The 21,673-nt window shown below is 70.5% G+C and carries 13 protein-coding genes; 8 read left to right on the forward strand and 5 right to left on the reverse strand.

Features of this window, described 5'->3' with window-relative positions; all coding sequences use genetic code 11:
• Nucleotides 1–74 precede the first annotated feature (74 nt).
• Nucleotides 75–8,171, forward strand: a complete 8,097-nt coding sequence (locus AOP78_RS08325; RefSeq protein WP_152659463.1) for a DUF5979 domain-containing protein — start codon at nucleotides 75–77, stop codon at nucleotides 8,169–8,171.
• A gap of 9 nt (nucleotides 8,172–8,180) precedes the next feature.
• On the opposite strand, the gene AOP78_RS08330 is transcribed toward AOP78_RS08325, so the two are convergent.
• Nucleotides 8,181–10,367, reverse strand: a complete 2,187-nt coding sequence (locus tag AOP78_RS08330) for a HelD family protein (protein ID WP_062203106.1) — start codon at nucleotides 10,365–10,367, stop codon at nucleotides 8,181–8,183.
• A gap of 151 nt (nucleotides 10,368–10,518) precedes the next feature.
• On the opposite strand from AOP78_RS08330, the gene AOP78_RS08335 reads away from it, so the two are divergent.
• Both AOP78_RS08335 and AOP78_RS08340 read left to right on the forward strand, forming a co-directional pair.
• Complete coding sequence (locus AOP78_RS08335) at nucleotides 10,519–11,439, forward strand: PAC2 family protein (RefSeq protein WP_062203108.1); 921 nt, start codon at nucleotides 10,519–10,521, stop codon at nucleotides 11,437–11,439.
• A 229-nt stretch (nucleotides 11,440–11,668) separates the two neighbouring features.
• Entirely contained in the window at nucleotides 11,669–11,872 is a 204-nt protein-coding gene (locus tag AOP78_RS08340) for a cold-shock protein (RefSeq protein ID WP_062203110.1), read from the forward strand.
• A gap of 18 nt (nucleotides 11,873–11,890) precedes the next feature.
• Here the strand turns inward: AOP78_RS08340 and AOP78_RS15020 are convergent, their stop codons facing one another.
• Nucleotides 11,891–12,670, reverse strand: coding sequence for a spermidine synthase (locus AOP78_RS15020; protein ID WP_269082103.1), 780 nt, complete (start codon nucleotides 12,668–12,670; stop codon nucleotides 11,891–11,893).
• A 99-nt stretch (nucleotides 12,671–12,769) separates the two neighbouring features.
• Between AOP78_RS15020 and AOP78_RS08350 the strand changes: the two genes are divergently transcribed.
• Nucleotides 12,770–13,156, forward strand: a complete 387-nt coding sequence (locus AOP78_RS08350; RefSeq protein WP_062203114.1) for an SCO2097 family morphological protein — start codon at nucleotides 12,770–12,772, stop codon at nucleotides 13,154–13,156.
• 46 nt (nucleotides 13,157–13,202) lie between these two features.
• Here the strand turns inward: AOP78_RS08350 and AOP78_RS08355 are convergent, their stop codons facing one another.
• From AOP78_RS08355 to AOP78_RS08365, 3 genes are read right to left on the reverse strand one after another with little or no spacing between them, the layout of a single operon-like run.
• Nucleotides 13,203–15,353 (reverse strand): transglutaminase TgpA family protein, encoded by a 2,151-nt coding sequence (locus AOP78_RS08355; protein WP_062203116.1) that lies wholly within the window; start codon nucleotides 15,351–15,353, stop codon nucleotides 13,203–13,205.
• Nucleotides 15,350–16,627 carry a DUF58 domain-containing protein gene (locus tag AOP78_RS08360; protein ID WP_062203119.1) on the reverse strand — a complete coding sequence of 426 codons (1,278 nt, stop codon included), beginning with the start codon at nucleotides 16,625–16,627 and terminating at the stop codon, nucleotides 15,350–15,352. Before AOP78_RS08360 ends, AOP78_RS08355 begins: the two co-directional genes overlap by 4 nt.
• Nucleotides 16,624–17,619 (reverse strand): AAA family ATPase, encoded by a 996-nt coding sequence (locus AOP78_RS08365; protein WP_062203121.1) that lies wholly within the window; start codon nucleotides 17,617–17,619, stop codon nucleotides 16,624–16,626. Before AOP78_RS08365 ends, AOP78_RS08360 begins: the two co-directional genes overlap by 4 nt.
• A 201-nt stretch (nucleotides 17,620–17,820) precedes the next feature.
• On the opposite strand from AOP78_RS08365, the gene mraZ reads away from it, so the two are divergent.
• The 4 genes from mraZ (at nucleotide 17,821) to AOP78_RS08385 (ending at nucleotide 21,667) form a co-directional block, all read left to right on the forward strand.
• The gene (mraZ, locus tag AOP78_RS08370) at nucleotides 17,821–18,288 is read left to right on the forward strand and encodes a division/cell wall cluster transcriptional repressor MraZ (protein WP_083979948.1); all 468 of its coding nucleotides are present in this window, start codon (nucleotides 17,821–17,823) and stop codon (nucleotides 18,286–18,288) included.
• A gap of 123 nt (nucleotides 18,289–18,411) precedes the next feature.
• Nucleotides 18,412–19,401, forward strand: a complete 990-nt coding sequence (rsmH, locus tag AOP78_RS08375; RefSeq protein WP_062203123.1) for a 16S rRNA (cytosine(1402)-N(4))-methyltransferase RsmH — start codon at nucleotides 18,412–18,414, stop codon at nucleotides 19,399–19,401.
• Nucleotides 19,398–19,856, forward strand: a complete 459-nt coding sequence (gene ftsL, locus AOP78_RS08380) for a cell division protein FtsL (protein ID WP_062203124.1) — start codon at nucleotides 19,398–19,400, stop codon at nucleotides 19,854–19,856. Before rsmH ends, ftsL begins: the two co-directional genes overlap by 4 nt.
• Nucleotides 19,856–21,667 (forward strand): peptidoglycan D,D-transpeptidase FtsI family protein, encoded by a 1,812-nt coding sequence (locus tag AOP78_RS08385; protein WP_062203126.1) that lies wholly within the window; start codon nucleotides 19,856–19,858, stop codon nucleotides 21,665–21,667. The genes ftsL and AOP78_RS08385 overlap by 1 nt, the downstream gene beginning before the upstream one ends.
• Nucleotides 21,668–21,673 lie beyond the last annotated feature (6 nt).

The following is a 21,673-nucleotide window of genomic DNA, read 5'->3' on the forward strand; positions in this document are numbered from 1 at the left end:
TCGCGGAGTTACCGTGAATTGACGCGACAACGTCGTCCGTCACGACGCAGGCATGGGGCTTGGAGGGGTCATCTATGCGCAGATCGAGGGCGGCCTTCTCCGGGCTGGTGGCGGGCGTGCTCGCGCTCGGGATGTGCGCCGCGGTCGCCGCGCCCGCGTCGGCGGAGGACCCTGCAGTGCTCGGCATCACGAAGTCGGCGAGCACCGAGGAGGTCGTGCCGGGAGAGACCTTCGACTTCATCGTCGACGTGTCGTGCACGTATTCGGGCGTGGTCGCCAACGCGGGGTGCACCAACGCCCAGATGGTGGATCAGATCCCCGCCGGGCTGACCCCGATCAACGTGTCGGTCAACAACTACTCGGACGTGAGCACGTCGATCGACGGCCAAACCGTGACCGTCGACTTCACGAGCGCGTTCGATGACCCCGCAGGCGGCCAGGGCATGATCCAGGGCAGCACGGCGGAGATCATCATCACCGTGCGGGTCGACGATCTGCCGTACTCCGCCGACGGCGTGCTCCTGACGAACGAGGCGGTCTTCACCGCGACGAATCCGGACACCGACGATGTCTCGGCTGAGGCGATCGTCGTTCCTGAGGTCCCGCTCGAGCTCGAGACCACGATCGACAAGTCCTTCTCGCCGACCGAGGCCATGGCGCTTCGGGGTGAGGCGACCACCGCGACGCTCACCGCGACGAACTCCTCGACCGAGGGCGCCGCCGAGATGGTGGTGACCGACCCCGCCGACCCCGCCGCGGACCCCAGCGTCTTCGACTCGCTCGCGCTGACCGACGTGACGGTGGTCGAGTTTCCCGCGTCCGCGGACCGGGTCCAGGTGGAGGTCTACGTCGACGGCGCGTGGGTGTCCGGGCCGGTCTCCTCGGTCGCGGAGATTCCCGCGGGCGTGGACGCCGCTGACGTCGAGGGCGTGCGGCTCACCTTCACGAGCTCGACCGGTGACCTGATCGAGCCGGGCGCGGCCGCCGAGATCGACCTCGGCTTCGAGCAGCGTGATCTCGGGGCGGTCGACGAGGAGATCGCGGTCGACAACACCGCGTCGTCCGAGGTCTCGCGCGACGACGTGGTCGCGACGGCCACCGGCGACGCGACCTACACGATCACGGAGAACATCCCGCAGGTCGAGGCGACGAAGACCATCACCCCGGACACCGCGCCGCACGGAGACTCGTTCGTGGCGGACCTCACCGCCGAGAACTCGTGGACCTCGACCCTCGACTCCTTGTCGGTGATCGAGCCCGCGGCGCCGCAGGAGTTCGACGACTCGATGTCCTTCGGAGGCTTCACCGAGGCGCCGACCTGGCCAGCCGGGGCGACGAGCGCCTCGATCACCTACGACACGGACGGTGGCGAGGAGACCTACGCGTTCGCGAACGGGGAGATCCCCACGCTTCCCTCGGACCTCGACTCGGTGAACGGCTTCAGGATCGACTTCGAGGGATCGATCGAGCCGGGGGCCACCGCCGAGGTGGGAGTGGTGCTGGGCACGGATCCCGACGACCCGAACCTGGTCACGACGCACGACAACGTCGTGGACGTCGAGGGCGTGAGCGGTGACGTGACCGGGGACGACTCCGCGGACGACAGCTTCACGACCTATCTCGCCGTGCTCATGACCCAGCAGGACAAGTCGATCACGCCGAGCACGATCCTCGGGACGGCGGGGCAGTGGGTGGTCGCGACGCTGCCAGGCGGCACCGAGGACTTCCCCGACTCCACCCCGCTTCCCGACGACTTCTCGACCGTCGGCTCGGACACGATCGTGATCCAGGACCCCGCCGCGACCGGCGTCGATGACGACACCCCGGTCGCGAGCGACTTCTGGGACAGGTTCGATCCCACCGAGATCGCCGACGTCGAGGTGCTCGACGACAGCACGCTCACCGTGAACTACTGGGACGGCTCGGAATGGGTGCCGCTCGCGGGCCCCGTCGAGGGGCCGACGATCTGGTCGTTCGACATCGAGGGAAGCGGCGTCGACCCCTCGGACATCGGCGGCCTGCAGTTCGTCTTCGAGTCCGAGTCCGAGGACGGCTTCGAGCCAGGGACCGACCTGCAGCCGAACATCGTCTTCGAGCTGTCCGAGACCATCTATGGCACCGATCCGTTCGTGCTCACGAACTGTGCGACCACCGCGGCCGACGCTGACGACGCCGACGCGGCCATCTCCGATCAAGGATGCGACACGATCGAGATCATCCCGATCGATCCCGAGGGCGGAGGCGGCGACGGCGCGGGAGGCACCGGCGAGTACATCGCCAAGGACATCGATGAGGAGTACGTGTCGGCGCGCACCGGCGACGAGATCGGCGTCACGATCGACTGGTCCACCGGCGGTGCGGCGGATGTCGACTCGATGACGCTGTCGGACATCCCCGATCCCGACGAGGACACGATCGAGGACTCCTTCTACGACGCGTTCGACCTCGTGTCGATCGAGCCGATCACGACGTCGACGGACCCGCTGATCCAGTGGGACAAGGTCGCGAAGGTCGAGCTGTACCGGGAGGGCCAAGGGTGGGTCGACGCCGAGAACGACCCGTGCCCGGCCGCATGCGACGGATCGTTCCCCGGCTACACCCTCACCGATGCGGAGCGGGCCGACACGATCGCATTTCGGCTGGTGTTCGTCGAGGGCTCGGCGCGCGAGACCACGACCGACCCCACGGCGCCGCCGGTCGGCTCAGGCGTCGCGCGCTCGATCGACGGCGAGCGCGAGGTGAGCGCCACGTTCGAGATCCGTGACGACCGCAGGTCCGACGGGTCGCCTGTGACGGGGCACGACTTCTACAACGAGGACGACGAGGCGCTGATCAGGGACGATGCCGGCGCGCAGATGGTCGTGGGGGAGGAGACCTTCACTGACGGCGACAGCGACGTCATCACGATCCTCGACGTGCCGCTCAACACGAGCATCGACAAGCAGTGGGATGGCGGTCCGGTCGGCGTCCCCATCCCGGGCAGCCAGGATCCGGCCGACTATCCGTCGACGCGCGTGACGCTGACCGCGACCAACCTGACGCAGGCCCGCGTCGACAGCATGGTGGTGACGGATCCCAGCAGCGACTCCCTCTCACCGTACGACTACTTCACGCTCGTCGACGTGGTGAGCATGGAGGTGCCCGAGGGGACGACCTCGTGGACCGCGACCTTCGAGCTCGACGGCGGGGGCACGATGGTGGTCGAGTCGGGCACGGATCCTTCCGACCCGAGCCCTCTGACCTCTCTCACCGCCGCCGACCTCGAGGACGTCGTGGGCCTCAGCATCGACTACGAGGGGAGGATCGATCCGGACGCGCAGGCCGTCATCGTCCTCGACCTGCAGCTGCGCCTGTTCAACCGCACCACGGGTGAGCCGGTGGCCGCGCCAGGCGTCGGCTCCACCATCCCCGTCTACAACGCCGCGAGCGTCGTCGTGGACGATGCGGGACGCGACCCCGAGACGGACCCCGCGACCGACGACGACCTCGCGACGGTCGACCTGGAGAGGCTCGACCTCGAGCTCGAGGTCGAGAAGCAGTTCGGCCCGCTGCCCTCGGAGGGGGAGGACTGGTCGGTCGATGAGTTCTCGCAGCACGAGCCGGATCAGAGCGAGTTCGCGATGCTCCTGTCGACCACGCCGATCGGCAGCGCGCGCACGGGCAGCATCACGGTCACCGACGTCGACCCGTCGTTCTGGAACGCGTATCAGCTCGTCGGCTTCGACGACTCGTTCGAGTTCACCGACCCGATCGACCAGGTGCAGATCGACGTCCTCACGGGGGGCACGTTCGTGGAGGACGGCGACGATGTGGCGCTCGAGGGCGCGACCTGGGTCGAGGGGCAGCCGAGCGCCTCCCCGACGCTCCCCGACGGCGTCGCCCCCGGGGACGTTCAGGGGCTGCGCATCACCTACACGCGCGCGGACGGCGACCAATGGGAGAACTCGAACGCGCCCACGCAGGAGATCCCGATAGTCATCCAGCGCCGCGACGAGCTCGAGACCGGCGGCCCCGTCCCGACCGACATGGCGGGCAACGATCCCGCTCCCGGCGAGACGGAGGCGGGCTGGTCCACCAACACGATCAGCGGCGAGGCCGTCTCCTACCTCGAGGACGGCTCGGGCGAGCCGCTCTTCTCGGTCGGCGCGCCCGACGCCACCGCGGAGGTGCTCTACGAGCACGCGACGACGGAGGTCGAGGTCCTGAAGTACCCCGAGGGCATCGTCCAGCCGGGGTCGGTGACGGCGTACACGCTCACGATCACGAACACGGGCGAGTGGCCGCTCGAGAACCCCGTCGTGACCGACCGCCTGCCCACCGAGGACGGCGTGGCCCAGCTGATCCTCGATCCCGACGTCGCTGACCCGTACTCCTACGCGCTGACCGGCGACGCCCCGGACCCCGCCAACGGGACGGCGATGCCCACCGACGCCGACGACGTCACGGTGACGTGGTCCGAGGACGAGACCGAGATCGAGTTCACCTTCCCCGAGGGGACGGTCCTCGAGCCGGGGCAGACCTACACGATCACGATCCTGCTGCTGCCGCGCCCCGGCGTCGAGGCCGGCCAGCTGCTCACGAACGAGTTCGGAGTGGTGGCGGACCGCCCGTACGACGCATGTGACGGCACGCTTGTCGAGGAGACGGGGGAGTGCGCCACGGACACGACCGTCGAGGTCGGCGAGGCGGGCGCGGATCGCTCGGGCAAGAAGGTCAAGGCGGACAACGACGAGCACGGCGTGATCGACCTGCTGCCCGACGACGGCGAGGAGTGCACGCCCGACGACGACGGCTTCTACGGCGCGGGCTGCGTGCCGATCACGGCGCCGGGCGAGACCGAGACGTGGCGGCTCGAGCTGCTCAACACCGGAACGCTCCCGCTCACGGAGCTCGTCGCGATCGACGTGCTGCCCACCTATGGCGACACCGGCGCGATCAACCCCGCGGAGCGCGGCTCGGAGTGGGACGCGATCCTCGTCGCGGTGAACACCGGCGGATTCGGTCCGAAGGGCGAGCTGACCGTCTACGGCACGACCGACGCCGAGCCGTGCACGGATGATCTCGAGCCGCTGACGGATCCGTCCTGCGGGGCGGGGGACTGGATCCCGATCGAGGACTTCGACGACCTCTCCGTCGTCACCGCCCTCAAGTTCGACATCGTCTTCGACGAGGAGGACCCCCTGCTCCCGGGCGAGGTCGCGGCCGTCGACATCCAGACCCGCACCCCCGCGTCGGCCTCGGCCGAGGGCGCTAATCCGATCGCGTGGAACACGGTCGCGACGGGCGCCGTGACCTCGGCCGGCACGGACCTGCTGCCGATCGAGGGCAACAAGGTCGGCGTCGCGCTGCTGACGGGCCCGCTCGCGCTCGAGAAGGCGGTCACCGGCGACGGCGCGGAGTACGCGGCCGAGGAGTTCACCGTCGACGTGCAGTGCACGGTCTCGTGGGAGGAGCCGGACGGCACCGTCGTCGAGGAGCTCGCGTACGAGGGCTCTGCCACCATCGTGCTCGGGGAGACGACCGTCCTCGAGGACCTCCCGTGGGGGGCCGAGTGCACCGTCGTGGACGAGGACGATGCGTCGGGGCAGTCGAGCTGGAGCGCGGACACCGCGACGGTCGGGGACGAGGACGCCGAGGAGATCGGCACCGTCACGGTGACGAACACGTACGAGCTCGCGGACCTCGAGGTCACCAAGACGGTCGACTCGGAGGCGGTGGACGCCGATGGCGAGCCGCTCACGTACGGTCCCTTCGTGGTGCTCGCGCAATGCACGTTCCTCGGAGAGGACGTGTACGCCGACGGCTACGGGCCGATCGAGATCCTCGGCGAGACGATCACGATCCCGATGCTCGCGGTCCTGGCGGATGGCGATTCGGTCACCTTCGAGGGCCTGCCCGCGGGCGCGGAATGCATCGTGACGGAGATCTGGACCGCTGAGGCGGCAGGCGTGGAGATGACGGTGACCGCGGGATCACAGGAGCCCGTGGTCGTCGACGGGGACGAGTCCGTCATCGAGCTCGCGCCGCGCGACGACGGGGTGAGCACGGTCGACGTCCTCAACTGGTACGACGTGGGTGACGTGACGATCGAGAAGGTCGTCGAGGGTCCTGGCGCGGACATCGTGGGCGCGGGTCCCTTCGCCTTCGACGTGGTGTGCACGTACGAGGGGCCCCTGCGGACGGTCGAGACCTGGGCGGGGACCGTCGAGCTGTCCTACCCGGACGAGCTGTCGTACACGATCGAGGACGTGCGAGCCGGGTCGGTGTGCGTGGTGACGGAGACCGACTCCGCGGGAGCGGACGAGGTCGTGCTGGCTCCGCCGGGCGAGGAGGACGGCACCGCCGAGGTCACGGTCGCCGCGGACCAGACTGTCACGGCGACGGCCACGAACTCGTTCGACACCGGCGACCTGACCGTGTCCAAGAACGTCGAGGGCGACGGCGCGGGCTTCGCGCCCGACGAGTTCACCGTCACGGTGTCGTGCCAGGTGGACGACGAGGAGGCGTTCTCCGGCACGTACGTCCTCGACGAGTCGAACGGCTACTCCGTCGACATCCTCGGCGAGATCCCCTACGGCGCCGCATGCTCCGTGACGGAGGAGGAGTCCGGCGCCACGACGGTCGTCGTGTCCCCGGGCTCCGCGGTCGTCGGTGTCGACCCCGACATGACGGTGACCAACACGTACGACCTCGCCTCCCTCGAGATCACCAAGACGGTCGAGTCCGACGCGGTCGATGCGGACGGGAATCCGATCGAGTACGGGCCGTTCTTCGTCTACGCGCGCTGCGAGCTCCTGGGAGAGCAGGTGTTCGCGGACGGCTACGGTCCGCTGTTCCCGATGGTGTCGTTCCTGGACGACGGCGAGTCCGTGACCTTCGACGGACTGCCCGCGGGCGCGGAGTGCACGGTCCGCGAGCTTCTCACCGCGGGCGCCGACGACGTGTCGATGACGGTGACCGCGGGATCTGCCGAGGCCGTGGTCACCGAGGGTCCGCGTGCCGTGGTGGAGCTGGTTCCCGAGAAGGACGGGATCACTGCCGTCGAGGTCCTCAACCTCTACGACGTGGGCGAGCTGACGATCGAGAAGATCGTCGACGGTCCAGGCGCGGATCTTGAAGGCGGGGGGCCGTTCGTCTTCGATGTGGCGTGCACCCTGGACCAGCCCGCAGGCCCGATCGAGACCTGGTCGGGACAGGTGGAGCTCTCGTACCCGGACAACCTCTCCGCGACCCTCACCGACGTCGCCGCGGGCTCGGAGTGCGTCGTGGTCGAGACCGACACCGGCGGCGCCGATGCGACGGTGCTGTCGCCCGCAGGCGCCGCAGAGGGAACCGCCGAGGTGACCGTCGCGGCCGACGAGGCCGTGACGGTGACGGCGACGAACACGTTCGAGGTCGGGAACCTCATGGTGTCGAAGGCGGTCGAGGGCGACGGGGCGCAGTTCGCTCCGGACGAGTTCACCGTGAACGTCACCTGTGCGGTCGACGACGAGGCCGTGTTCGACGGCACGTACGTGCTGAACGAGGGCAACGGTTACACGGTCGAGATCGTCGACCAGATCCCGTACGGCGCCGTGTGCGCGGTGACCGAGGAGGAGTCCGGCGCGACGACCGTGACGATCGCCCCCGAGCAGGCCGTCGTCGGCGTGGACGACGAGGTCGTGGTCACCAACACGTACGGGGCAGGGGATCTGACGATCCTCAAGACCGTCTCCGGCCCCGGCGCCGCCGAGCGGGGCGACGGCCCGTTCGAGATCGCGGTCGGATGCGTGCTCGAGCAGGTGGACGGCACCACGGTCACGACCTGGTCGGGCGTGGTCGAGGTGGGCGGTGGATCCCCCCTCGAGGCGACGATCGAGGACATCGCCGAGGGGTCGGTCTGCACCATCGAGGAGACGGACTCCGGCGGTGCCGACGAGGTAGCCATCAGCGAGGACACCGTGACGATCGGCGCCGACGAGGTGGTGTCGATCACGATCGACAACTACTTCGAGGCGCCCGACAGCGGCACGGCCGGCACGGGTGACGAGAAGGGCACGGGCGGCACGTCGGGACTCGCGGGCACCGGCTACCAGGGAGGCGGCTCGCTCGGCTGGATCGTGCTGCTCCTCGGCGCCGGCATCGTCCTGCTCGTGGGGCGCGCGTGGAGGCTGGGCGCCGCGCGGCGGTGATCCTCTGGGCTACTCTCCCAGGCCTGCGGGGAGGTCGCCCGCGTGGACGATGTCGAGGTGACGGGTGGGGCGCGTGAGCGCCACGTACAGGTCGCCAGGGCGGGAGGCGATGGCGACCGGGTCGACGACGACGACGGCGTCGAACTCGAGCCCCTTCGAGGCGAGCGCCCCGAGAACCTCGACGTCGCGCTCACCCAGCTCCGCGCGCAGGTCGTCGTGGAGCGCCTCGGGCGCGATCACGGCGACGAGGCCGCCGCCCGACGCCGCGAGGGACTCGGCCCGGTGCGCGGCGCGGCGCGCAGACGCCGAGGCGAACGACGCGCGCTCGACCCGGTGGTAGGCCACCGCATCGTCCACCGCCCGCGCGGCGCTGAGCTCCGACACGGGCAGGTGCGCCGCCTTGGCGAACGACTGCGCCGCCTCCGCGACCTGCGCGGGGATGCGGTAGCTCACGGTGAGCTCTCGCAGCGTCCACGTTCCCTTGAACAGGGGGTCCATCGCCTCGGGCCACCACTGCGTGCCCGCCGCCGACGACGTCTGAGCGACGTCTCCGACGATCGTGAACGAGCGGGTGGGGCAGCGGCGGGACAGCATCCGCCAGGCCATCGGGCTGAGCTCCTGCGCCTCGTCGACGACCACGTGGCCGTAGGTCCACGTGCGGTCGGCGGCCGCGCGCTCCGCGACCGTGAGTCGCGAGCTGCCCTCGCGCATACGGGAGGCGAGCGCCTCCGCGGTGACCATGCCCCCGTCGCCGAACGTCTCGAGGACCTCCTTGGCGTACTCGAGCTCCTCGCTCGTGAGATCGCCCGCGTTCGGTCGGGGCGAGCCCGACGGCATGTCGCCGAGCAGCTCCGCGGCCTCGTCCAGCAGGGGCACATCGGCGTCGGTGAACGGTGCCGATGTCGGCCGCAGCAGCAGGTCGCGCTCCGTCTCGCTCAGCGAGGGCGCCGCGTTGTCCAGCAGATGCGGCTTGGAGAAGAGGTCCTTGAGCAGCTGCGATGGCGTGATCGGCAGCCAGCTCAGGTTGATCGCGATGCGGATCGTCCGGTTGTCGCGCACCTCGCGCTCGAGCTCGATCCTGTCGTCGGCCTCCACATGCTCGAGCTGCTCGGCGAGCTGCGAGGTGAGGCGGCCGATCATGTCCTTCGCGAAGGTCGCGCGCGCCTCGTTGTGAGGCCGTCCGTCGCGGCGGGCGCGCGCCTGCGCGTCCCTGATGTCGGAGCGGCGGATGACGACAGGGCGGCCGTCGAGCCTCACCGTCTGGTCCGTCAGGGGGACCCTCTGGCGCTCGCGGACGGCGCGCTTGATGACTCGCGCCATGTCGGCGCGTCCCTTGACCCGCGCGACCTCGTCGGACTCGACCGCGGTGACGGTGACTCCCTTGAGCAGCCCCGCGAGCGTCGTCGAGACCGCGCCGGTCTCGCCGAGCGAGGGCAGCACGTGGTCGATGTAGCGCAGGAACTGGCGCGACGGGCCGATCAGGAGCACGCCGCGGCTCGCGAGCCTCTCGCGGTGGTGATAGAGCAGGAACGCGGCGCGGTGCAGCGCGACGGCGGTCTTACCGGTGCCGGGGCCGCCCTGGACGACGAGCGCGCCCTCCATGGGGGCGCGGATCACGGCGTCCTGCTCGGCCTGGATCGTGGCGACGATGTCTCCCATGCGGCCCGTGCGGCGGGCGTCGAGGGCCGCGAGGAGCGCGCCCTCGCCCGCGAGGCTGTCGGCCTTGCCCGACGTGCGAAGCGCCTCGACGTCCAGCACGTCGTCCTCGACCGCCGTGACCTTGCGGCCGCGCGTCGTGAGGTGGCGGCGGTTCATCACGCCGCTGGGCGCGGCGGCGGTGGCCGAGTAGAAGGCTCGCGCCGCAGGGGCTCGCCAGTCGGTCAGCAGCGGCCCGTGGTCCTCGTCGGAGAGCCCGATGCGACCCACGTACAGCGTCTCGCCGTCGATCATGTCGAGCCGGCCGAAGCACAGGCGGTCCTCGACGGCGTCGAGCTGGCCGATCCGGTCCTCGTACAGCGTCGCGAAGGCGTCGCGCTCAGAGCGGTTCTGCGGGGAGCCCGACGGGCCCTGGCGCCGGATCTCCGCCAGCCGGTCCTGAGTCTCGTCCCTGAGCGTGTCGAGACGCCCGTACAGCGTGTCGACGACGCGCTGCTCGGCCTCGAGTCCCGTATCGGTGGCGGTGGACTCGTCGTGCATTGGCATATCCCTCGGGTCGGGTGTTCGTCCGTGGCAGGCGGTCAATCATTATCGCAGGATTGGGAGGTCCAGACGCACCCCTTTCGCGGAATCTTTCGCCGCACGCGGAAGTTCCTGGTCCGAGCATTGAGGCGTGGGAGGATGAACGGATATGGACACGAAGCTGGTGACGTGGGACCCCGATGGCGTCGCGGCGTGGGCGGACGTCGCGCCCTCCGAGGGCGCCGTGATGATGCATGTGCTGCGCGGCTTCATCGACGGAGGCAAGGCCGGGCGGCTGGTCGGCGAGCACCTTCTGGAGCTCGGAGAGCCGGTGCGGATCGCGACCTTCGACATCGATGAGCTGCTCGACTATCGCTCGCGTCGTCCCGAGATGACCTTCTCGGTGAACGAGTGGACCGAGTACGACGAGCCCTCGCTGGTGCTCGACATGGTGCACGACGTCGAGGGCACCCCGTTCCTCCTGCTGCACGGCTTCGAGCCCGACATCAGGTGGGAGGCGTACATCGCCGAGGTCCGCTCCATGGTGCAGCGGCTCGGCGTCGGCCTGGTGCTCGGTGCGCACGGCATCCCGATGGCGGCGCCGCACACCCGGCCCCTCGGCGTGACGGTGCACGGGACCTCGCAGGACCTGCTGCCCGATCAGCCGAGCATGTTCGGCACGGTCACCGTCCCCGCCTCGGCGCAGAACCTCCTCGAGTACCGCTTCGGGCAGTGGGGCCTCGACATGGTCAACGTGGCCGTGCACGTGCCGCACTACCTCGCGCAGTCCTCGTACCCGCAGGCGGCGCAGCGCGCGCTGTCGGCTCTCGAGGACCTCTCGGGCCTCGTGCTCGAGCCTCAGGGGCTCGACGCGGAGGCCGAGCGCGCCGAGGAGGAGATCGCGCGCCAGATGTCGGAGTCCGAGGAAGTGCAAGCGCTCGTCACGGCTCTCGAGGAGCAGTACGACGCGTTCACGGAGTCGCGCGACGACGAGATGCTCCGTGAAGGGCTCATCCCGTCCGCGGACGAGCTCGGCGCCGAGTTCGAGAAGTACCTTCGGCAGCAGGGGCCGGAGTTCCCGCAGGGCTGACGAGGCCTTCTCCGCGGGCTTCGGCCACCGATCTCGCCGCAGCGATGATGCGGAACTTGCCCCGACATGTCGCGCTCGTGGCCCCTTGCATGACACACTTGGTACCGGTTGCAAGAACGTAGTGTGCAGGAACCCGCCCCCCTGGGTGGGAGAAGTCATTGCGGCGACGAGCGCGGCACGGTGTCGCGCTTCCCTCCCAGGGCATTGTGAAACAAAGGGAGAAACCCGCATGGCGCAGGGTTCCGTGAAGTGGTTCAACGCAGAGAAGGGCTTCGGCTTCATCGCCCAGGACGGTGGCGGCGCTGACGTCTTCGTCCACTACTCGGCGATCGAGACCGACGGCTACAAGTCGCTCGACGAGCAGCAGCGCGTCGAGTTCGAGGTGACGCAGGGTCCCAAGGGCCCCCAGGCCTCGAACGTCCGCCCGCTGTAAGGATCGACCGGGCGTCCGTCAGGGCGCCCAGTCGCTCCTGACGCCCGTCGGCAGGGATGCCGACGCGGCGTAGCGCGCGAGCACATCCTCATCGAGGCGCGTCGACGCGGCGAGCACCACGTTCCCGCGTCGACGCCCCTTGAGGACCGCGTGCTCCGCGACCGCGATCACCGTGCCGAAGGCGGCACGGGCCGCGGCAAGATCGCCGCGGGTCGTGGTCCCTCCTGGCCTCGTCCCCACGTTGGCGAGCACCAGGCCCCCAGGCCGCAGCGCCCGACGCGCGTGCGCCCACCACTCCTCACCTGCCAGGTGCGGGGGAGTGTCATCGCCGGCGAACGCGTCCCTCACGATGAGGTCGACGCTCGCCTCGGCCCGCCCCGACACGGCCTCGAGCCCGTCCTGGGCTCGTATCCTCAGCCGCGGAGCGCGCGGCAGATCCCACCACGTCCGCACGAGCTCAGGAAGCACGTCATCGATGTCGACGGCGATGTGGCCCGAGTCGGGGAACCGGTGCGCCAGATGCCTCGGGAACGCGCACGCGGCGGCACCGACGTGCAGCGCGAGCATCCGCGCGGGAGGTCCCCACGCGTCCACGGCGGCAGAGAAGCGCTCCATGTACTCGAAGTCGAGCACCTCCGGGTCGGATCGGAGCGGGGAGCTGGGAACTCCATTGACCCACAGGAACGTTGTCCCATCGGGTTCATCCTCGAGACGAGCAACGCCGGTCGCGATAGGGAAGTCCACCCCTCGCGGAACTCCGGGGGCGATTTCGTCCGTGGGTGTCCTGCGTCGGGCCATGGGGTCAGAGTAGACGGCTGGATTGCCGTGGCGCTTGCAACTAGACTTGACCTCAAGCCCGTGGCCCCCGGGCGTGGTTGAGGGTAGGGAGGTGGCACCATGCCGCTGTCGGAGTACGAGCAGCGCGTGCTCGATCAGCTCGAGCGCGATCTGGGCACCGACCCGCAGCTCGGACGCGCGATGAAGCGCGGACCGAAGGCCCGCAGCAGGGTCGCGCTCGGTGTGGTCGGAGTGGTTGTAGGACTTGGCGTCGTCGTGATCGCCGTCGTCACGCAGTTCCTCTGGCTCGGGATCGTGGGTTTCGCGGTGATGGTCGCGTCGGCGCTGTGGGCGCTCCTCGGCGGATCGTCCGCGGCCCCAGTCAAGGGTCACGGAGGCAAGCCCCAGGGCAAGGGCGGCGCCGCGAAGCCGCGGCCGTCCAAGAAGCCGTTCACGCAGCGCATGGAGGAGCGGTACGACCGTCGTCGCGAGAACGGCGACTTCTGACGTTCTCCTCGCGGTGACGAGGGCCGGCCGGCGTGGTCGTGCCCCCTCAGCCCCGTGACCTCCCGCGCGCCTCGGCCGCGATCAGGTCCGCCAGCTCCCTCATCCGTTCGGCCGTGAGCCCTCCCGCCTCAGGCTCCGTCGCGTCCGTCGCGGCAGGTGAGCCGTCGTCGGGCAGGTAGCGGGAGCGCACCACCGCGTCGACGAGCGTGGACAGCGCCTCGTCAGCCTCCTGCGTCAGCGTCGCGTGCTCCCTCACGTGGGTCGCGGCCTCCGACGGCGTCGCCGACAGCGGCCATCTCGCGTCCTCCGGGAGGCGCTGACGCAATCGGGCCCACGCGGCCTCGGTGTCGTGAGAGGCCGACGAGGCCGCGCGACCACGCCACGCGAGCCACACGCCGATGCCCATGGCCAGGATCAGGACCGCGAGCGTGGCCCACACGATCCACGCAGAGCCCTCGTCGTCGCTGACGGCGTCGGGGTCAGTGGGCGAGGCGGTCGGCGAGGCCGACGGCGACGCGGATGCTGTCGGCGACTCCGAGGGCGAGGCGGACTGGGACTGCGAGACGCTCGGGGAGGGCGACGGGGTCGCATCGTCGGCGTCTCCGGCCGCGTAGGCGGGCGCGGTCGCCTGGACCGCGGGTGTCGGCTCGAAGCGCACCCAGCCGGTGCCTGGGAAGTACAGCTCCGGCCACGCGTGGGCATTCCCCGCGACCACCTCGAAGGTGCCGTCCGAGGTCTCCTCTCCTCCGAGGAATCCGACGCCGATCCTCGCGGGGATGTCGAGCGTGCGCGCCATCACCACCATCGTGGTCGCGAACTGGACGCAGTATCCCGTGCGCGTGTCGAGGAACTCGGACACCGCATCGTCTCCCGTGAGCGCGACCGTCGTGTCGTACGTGAACTCGTCCGGGTCGCGGAGCCAGTTCTGGAGGGCGACCGCCTGGTCGTAGCGTGTCGTGGCGCCGGCGTCGTCGACGATCTCCTGAGCGAGCGAGCCGATGCGATCGGCGTCGACCGCATCCGGGATCGCGAGCACCGCGCCGGCCGCGTCCTCTCCTGTGAGGGTGCGGAGCCGCTCCGCCGTGACATAGGACGGGTCCGTGACGAGGGCGTACTCGAGCCCGTTGGTGTCGGTCGTCTCCGAGCGCACCTCGTCGGTCTCCATGTCGTAGCCCCAAGCATCCGACACGGACACCCTGCGCGGGTCGACCGTGATCGGCAGCGACTTCTCGGTGAGGGTGTCGACCGTGATCTGCACGGACTCGTTGGGCTCCTGCGTGAGCAGGCTCTGCTCGGGCCAGAGGATCCACCCGCTCGTCGGCTCGTCGGCGTCCGAGTCGATGGCCTGGTCCCACGTGGCTCCGGTGAAGGTGTCGAGCGTGCGCAGCCGCAGCACGTCGACGGGTCCACCCGTCGTGGTGTACGTCAGCACGGTCGAGTCCGAGTTCACGTTCAGCGAGTCCCGCAGGTCGAGGCCCAGGTCCAGCCGGGTGTTCGAGCCGGTCGCCAGATTCGTCTGCGGCAGGCTGCCCCAGCCGGGCGCTCCCGGCGTCAACGGCGCCACGACGAGCGCGATCCCGAGCGCGGCCGCGGTCGCGCCGACCCACGAGGCGAGGCGCGGGGCGAGCACGACGTCCTCGTGCATCGAGGTGAGCGCCATCGTGCCGAGCCAGGCGGCCAGCGTGATCGCGATCGCGATCCACGACACGGACCATGGCATCACGGCCAGCGGCAGCCAGGGCAGGAGCAGCACCGCTCCCGCGAATCCCGTGGCGCGCCACGACACTGCCAGGTGCTCGGCGATGAGGAAGATCAGCGCGAGTCCCGTGGTCACGAGCGCGCTCAGGGGCGCGGCGTCGTCGACGGGCGCGACCGAGGTCGCCGCGTAGGCCGCCCCGTCGCCGATCGCGTCGAGCAGCGCTCGCACGCCGTCGGGGGTGGGGAACGAGTGGGCGGTGTGCATCGGGATCGCGGCGGCGACCGTGACGGCGAGGCCGACCGCCGTCGGCAGCACGCGCGACCTCGTGAGGAGCCGCAGCGTGACCGTGGTGAGGATCAGCGCGGCGAGGAGCGCGAGCGCGGGCAGGAGCCACGCGCCGAGCTCGACAGGCTCGGAGTAGGCGAGCAGCCCGGCGGCGCTGGCCACGCCGATGAGCAGCGTGGCGGCGGGGGAGACGCGGTGGGTCGGCTCGTTCACACCGTCCCCGTTCCGCGCGCCACGGACGCCCAGGCGTCGGGAAGGTCGCCGAGGTCGTTCCAGATCGCGCAGTGCCATCCGCCGCGCGCGAGCGCGCGTCGGGTGTCGGACGCGTGATCGCCCGCGCGGACGAGCGCGATCGCGCGTCCCCCCGCGCCGACCCCGGACAGCGAGACGATGCCGGGGTCCCGCTCGCCGCGTGGCTCCACGAGCGCGATGACCAGGCTCGCGGCGCCGTCGTCGCGCAGCAGCTCGTGGGCGCTCCTCGCAAGCGAGTCCGAGGACTCGGCGTCCCCGGGCCGGAGGTCGACGCACGCATCGAGGATCCCTGCGCGCGCCTCGTCGGGGGCCTCCGCGCCCCACGTCGAGACCGTGGACTCCCCAGGCACGGCGAGCGTGAGGCCGTGGCCGTCGGCGACGACGCTCAGCGCGACCGACGCGGCGGCGGAGACGGCCGTCTCGACCGCGTCGGCGTCCCCGGGCAGGTCGAGCAGCAGGGTCGCGGGCGGGCGTCCGGAGTGCTCGTCCGCGCGGACCACGAGGCTGCCGCGGCGTGCGGTGCTGGGCCAATGGACCCTGCGGGGGTCGTCTCCCGTCCGGTACTCCCTGACGGCGGCGTCGTCGGCGGAGGCGCGTCGCGCGCCGCGTGCGAGCTGCTCGAGCCCGTCGAGGCGCGCCCCGCCGGCCGCGCCGAGATCGACGACCTGGGGTCGGACCGGCACGAGCTCCTCGGCGCCGACCGGGGTGTCCGCCCAGGCGAGCCCGAAGGGATCGGCGACGCGGACGATCGCCGGGCCGAGCGGCCAGCGGCCGCGCGTGTCGGGACGGAGCGCGTAGGCGAGCCTCACTCGGCCTGGCGCGCGCAGGACCTCCGCGGAGGTGGGGCGCGGCCCGGTCAGCTCGGGTGCCGCCTGCTCGCGGATGTCGAGAAGAGGCACGCGGCGCGTCGCATGGAGCGCGTCGACATCGACCGTGACCGCGCCTGGCTCGCCCACGACCAGGGGGAACGGGGCTACGACGCGGCGGGCCGAGCGATACCTGCGTCGGAGCGTCTGCACCGAGCCGAGGATCCACACCGCCGATATCCCCGTCGCCGCGAGCACCGTGAGGCCGACGAACGCGACCATGGTCGAGGCGAGCCCGATGCCGAGCGCGAGCAGCGCCACTCCCGCGCCCGCCATGCCGATGCCGCGCGCCGTGACCACGGTCTCGGTGCGTCCCGGCCGCGAGGCCGTCGGAGCGGTCCGCGCGGTCGCCGTGCCGCGTGAGGTCATGCGGGGCGAGCCGACCTGGTGCGCGCCTCGGAGGGGACCGGCACGTTCGCGGTCAACGAGCTCACGATCGCCTCCGCGCCGCGTCCGGCGGCGCGCGACTCGACCGAGGGGATGACCCGGTGCGAGAGGACGGCGACCGCGAGCGCCTTCAGGTCGTCGGGCAGCACGTGATTGCGTCCTGCCATCGCCGCTCGCCCCTTGGCGGCGGCCAGGAGCTGCAGCGACGCGCGAGGGGAGGCTCCGAGTCGGAGCGCGGGGTCCTGACGGGTGTCGCGCACGAGGTCGACGATGTACTGCTTGATCGCGGGGGCCGCGTACACGCGGCGAGCGACCGCGATGAGGCGTGCGAGCGTCGCGGCGTCCGTCACCGCGGAGACCGACTGCAGCGGGTCGACGCCGTCGTGGCTGTCGAGCATCGCGAGCTCGTCCTCGGGTGAGGGGTACCCCACGGCGACGCGCGTCATGAAACGGTCGCGCTGCGCCTCCGGCAGCGGGTACGTGCCCTCCATCTCGACCGGGTTCTGCGTGGCGACGACGAGGAACGGCGAGGGCAGCGGGTGGGTGGTGCCGTCGACGGTGACCCGGCGCTCCTGCATCGATTCGAGCAGAGCGGACTGGGTCTTGGGCGAGGCTCTGTTGATCTCGTCCGCGATCACGACGTTCGCGAAGATCGGGCCCGGCCTGAACTCGAACCGCTGCTCGTCGGAGCGGAAGATCGAGACGCCGGTGACATCCGACGGCAGCAGGTCGGGGGTGAACTGCACCCTGCCGACGCTCGCGCCCACCGACGCGGCGAGCGCGCGGGCGAGCGTCGTCTTGCCGACCCCGGGGACGTCCTCCATGAGCACATGACCTTCGGCGAGCACCGTCGACAGGGTCGCCTCGACCGCGGGGGCGAGGCCGGAGAGCACCGTTGCGATGGACGCGCGGACGCGCTCCATCACCTCGGCGACCTCGGCGAGCTCCTCCGGGGTGGGGATCGGGTGTGCCATGTGGGGTTCCTCCTGTTCGGACTGGTTCGAGCGTATCGGACGCTCGCGTTGATGCGTCGGCCCTCCACATCCTTCTCTGGGTGATTACCTGCTTGTATGGAGAATTCAACACGGGAATTTGGTCGATCTTCCGAAATTGTGGGGAGAAGTGGAGTAAAGTGGGGGCATCGGGTGAACCGTGGCGAGGGGAGGTGAGGCCACGTGTCGGAGATCGCGGCGCATGGCCTGGGCCCCACAGGGGTCTTCCTTGGCACGTTCATGCCGCGCCTCGACGACAAGGGCCGGCTGATCCTCCCCGCGAAGTTCCGCGGCCGTCTGGCCTCCGGCCTGGTCGCCACCCGCGGCCTGGACCGGTGCATCTTCGTGTTCCCGATCGATGAGTTCCAGGAGGTTCACGCGCGACTCCGCAAGGCGCCGCTCGAGAACAAGGCCGCGCGCGACTACATGCGCAGCTTCCTCGCGTACGCCCAGGACGACATCCCGGACAAGCAGGGTCGCGTGCTGCTCTCGCAGCCGCTGCGCAAGTACGCGGGGATCGACCGCGAGGTCGCGGTGGTCGGCATGGGCTCCCGCGTGGAGATCTGGGACGTGGAGGCCTGGGAGAAGTACCTGGAGGAGGGCGAGGACGCCTACGCGGAGACCGCGGCAGAGGTGTTCGACGACATGTGACGCGCGCGCCCCGTGGCCTTCTTCCGAGCAGCTCTGGCGGACTTCCCCCCGCCAGAGGGGCCGGAGGGAGACCTCGGGGCACGACACGACCGGAGCAGTACCGACCGAGGAAGGGGGCAGGGGATGGGCCAGGATGCGGCTTCACGGCACGTGCCGGTCATGCGCGACCGATGCGTCGACCTGATGGCCCCCGCCCTTCAGCGCGAGGGCGCGGTCGCGATCGACGGCACGCTCGGCATGGGCGGCCACACCGAGGCCCTGCTCGAGCGCTGTCCCCAGGCTCGGGTCGTCGGCATCGACCGCGACGAGCAGGCCATCGCCCTCGCCTCCGAGCGCCTTGCGCGATTCGGCGACCGGTTCATCGCGCACCACGCGACCTACGACGACATGGCGGGCGCGCTCGCGGCCGCGGGGGCCGAGTCCGCCGATGCGATCCTCCTCGACCTGGGCGTGAGCTCGCTCCAGATCGACGAGCCCGAGCGCGGCTTCTCCTACGCGCAGGACGCGCCCCTCGACATGCGCATGGACCGCTCGGAGACGCGCAACGCGGCGGATCTGCTGCGCGAGGAGGACGAGCGCGAGCTCGCGCGCATCCTCAAGGTGTACGGCGAGGAGCGCTTCGCGCCGCGAATCGCGCGCGCGATCGTGCGACGCCGTCAGACCACTCCGCTCACCCGTTCCACGGAGCTCGCGGACCTGGTCCTCGAGGCGATGCCCGCCGCAGCGCGCCACGCGCCCGGCGGTCATCCCGCGAAGCGCACCTTCCAGGCGCTCCGCATCGCGGTCAACCGCGAGCTCGAGGTGCTCGATCGGGCCGTCCCCGCGGCGATCGAGGCGGTGGGCGTCGGCGGTCGCGTCGTCATCATGAGCTACCACTCGCTCGAGGACAGGCTCGTGAAGCATGCGTTCGCGGTCGGCTCCGAGGTCGACGTCCCGCCCGGGCTGCCCGTGGTCCCGGACGAGGCCCAGCCCTACCTGCGGCTCCTCACCAGGGGCGCCGAGAAGGCCTCCCCGGAGGAGGCCGAGTCCAACCCGCGATCCAAGCCCGTCCGCCTGCGCGCGGCCGAGCGGCTCCGTCCGACCCCGCCGTCGCGCAGAAGGAGGGACGCATGAGCGCCGCACCGAAGCTCAAGCCCACCGCATCCGGGCGACCGATCCCGGTCTCCCGGTCGTCGGCCGCCACGGCTGCCGCTCCGCGGCGCCAGCACGCTCGCCCCGAGTCCGAGCAGCCGAGCCGCGCCGCGCACCTGCGCGCCGTGGCCGCGCCCGAGCAGGCTCGCTCGATCGTGCCGTTCGCGATGCTGTGCGTGGCCATCATCGTCGCGGCGCTCGCGAGCGTGCTCTTCATCAACATCGCGATGACCGAGGGTGCGTACGAGCGTCGGGACCTCAAGATCGAGATCGCGCAGCTCGCTCAGGAGCGCGACGACCTCGTGTCCGAGCTCGAGGCGAGCTCGGCGGCTCCGATGCTGGCACAGCGTGCCTCCGAGCTGGGGATGCAGTCCGCGGATAGTCTCGGTTTCGTGTCACTCGAGCAAGGAGTCGTCCTCAAGGCGAGGGCGGGCTGATGGCCGACCGCGCTGACCGCGCGGGACGCTCGCACCTGCCTCGCATCGGGCATCCGGTACGGCGGCAGCGCGCACTGTCCATGGCCGCGCTCGCGATCCTGCTGGTCTTCGTCGGCAGGCTCGTCATGGTGCAGGCGGTGAACGCCGAGGAGCTGTCCGATGAGGCGCTCGCGACCCGCCTGACCACGACCACCGTGACGACCGAGCGGGCGGACATCGTCGATCGCAACGGCGTGACGCTCGCGACGTCCGTGGACAAGTACAACGTGTACGTCGACCAGACGGAGCTCGCCGAGTGGCAGCGGATCGAGGACGGCAAGGTCACCGCGGAGGGCCCCCTCGACGCCGCCAAGATCCTCGCTCCGATCCTTGACGTGAGCGAGAGCGAGCTCGCGGCCAAGCTCGTGGGTGACAGCACCTTCAAGTACATCGCGAAGTACGTCTCGCCCGAGACCTGGGCGCTGATCGACGACGAGGGCATCTACGGGATCGGCAAGGAGAGCGTGTCCCAGCGCGTCTACCCGAACGGCACCGTGGCGGGCAACGTCATCGGCTACCTGGCAGGCAACTCGGACCAGGTGGGGAAGTCCGGCGCGGCGGGGATCGAGCTCGCCCTCGAGGACACCCTCGAGGGAGAGGACGGCTCGGTCACGTATGAGCGCGGCGCGAACGACGCGAGCGGCACCGTGATCCCGACGGGCATCCTCGACGAGGTCGCGGCCGAGCCCGGCGACACGGTCGTGCTCACGATCGACTCGGACATCCAGTATCAGGTGCAGGACATCCTCGACCAGGCAGTGGCCGACACCGGCTCGTCGGCGGGCATCGTGATCGTCGAGGACTCGCAGACGGGAGAGATCTATGCTCTCGCGGACTCCGACACCGTCGATCCCAACGATCCCAGCGCCTCGGACGCGGACGATCGAGGCTCGCGCGCGGTGTCCACGGTCTTCGAGCCAGGCTCCACGGGCAAGGTCATCACGATGGCCGCGGCGCTCGAGGAGGGGGTCGCGACCCCGACATCCGAGTACGTCGCGCCGTACAAGTACACGACCTCGAACGGCCAGACCTTCAGCGACTCCCACGACTACGGCAAGCAGAAGTACACGCTCGCCGGCATCCTGGTGAACTCGTCGAACACCGGCACCATCCAGGTGGGCGAGGAGATCGGCTCGGAGACGTTCTACGACTACCTCACCGCCTTCGGCTTCGGGGAGCCCACGGACGTCGGGCTGCCTGGCGAGTCGGGCGGCATCCTGCGTAGTTGGGAGAGCTGGGACGGGCGCACGAAGTACGCGGTCTACTACGGTCAGGGCGTCGCCGTGACCGCTCTGCAGACCGCGCAGGTGTATCAGACGATCGCGAACGGCGGCGTGATGGTGCAGCCGACCGTGGTCCAGGGATACGAGTCCGCCGACGGCGAGTTCACCGAGCGCGAGACCGACGAGGACACGCGGGTCATCAGCGAGGAGACGGCCTCGGAGCTCATGACGATGCTCGAGGACGTCACCGCTGAGGGCACCGGTGGCGCCGCGAAGATCGAGGGCTACCGCGTCGCTGGCAAGACCGGTACGGCGCAGGTGTTCTCCGACGGGGAGCAGTCGGGAATCGTCGCGTCGTTCGTCGGCATCGCGCCCGCCGATGATCCGCGTATCGTCGTATCCGTCATCATGTTCGACCCGCAGACCGCGATCTGGGGCGGCACGGTGGCAGCACCGGTCTTCCGCGACGTCGCGACGCTCACGCTCCAGTCGCTCGGCGTCGCGCCCTCGACGGGCGAGGCCGACCCGTACCCCACGACCTGGGAGTGAGCTTGA

The sequence above is a fragment of the Demequina salsinemoris genome (genome assembly GCF_000974805.1).
GTDB classification, from domain to species: domain Bacteria; phylum Actinomycetota; class Actinomycetes; order Actinomycetales; family Demequinaceae; genus Demequina; species Demequina salsinemoris.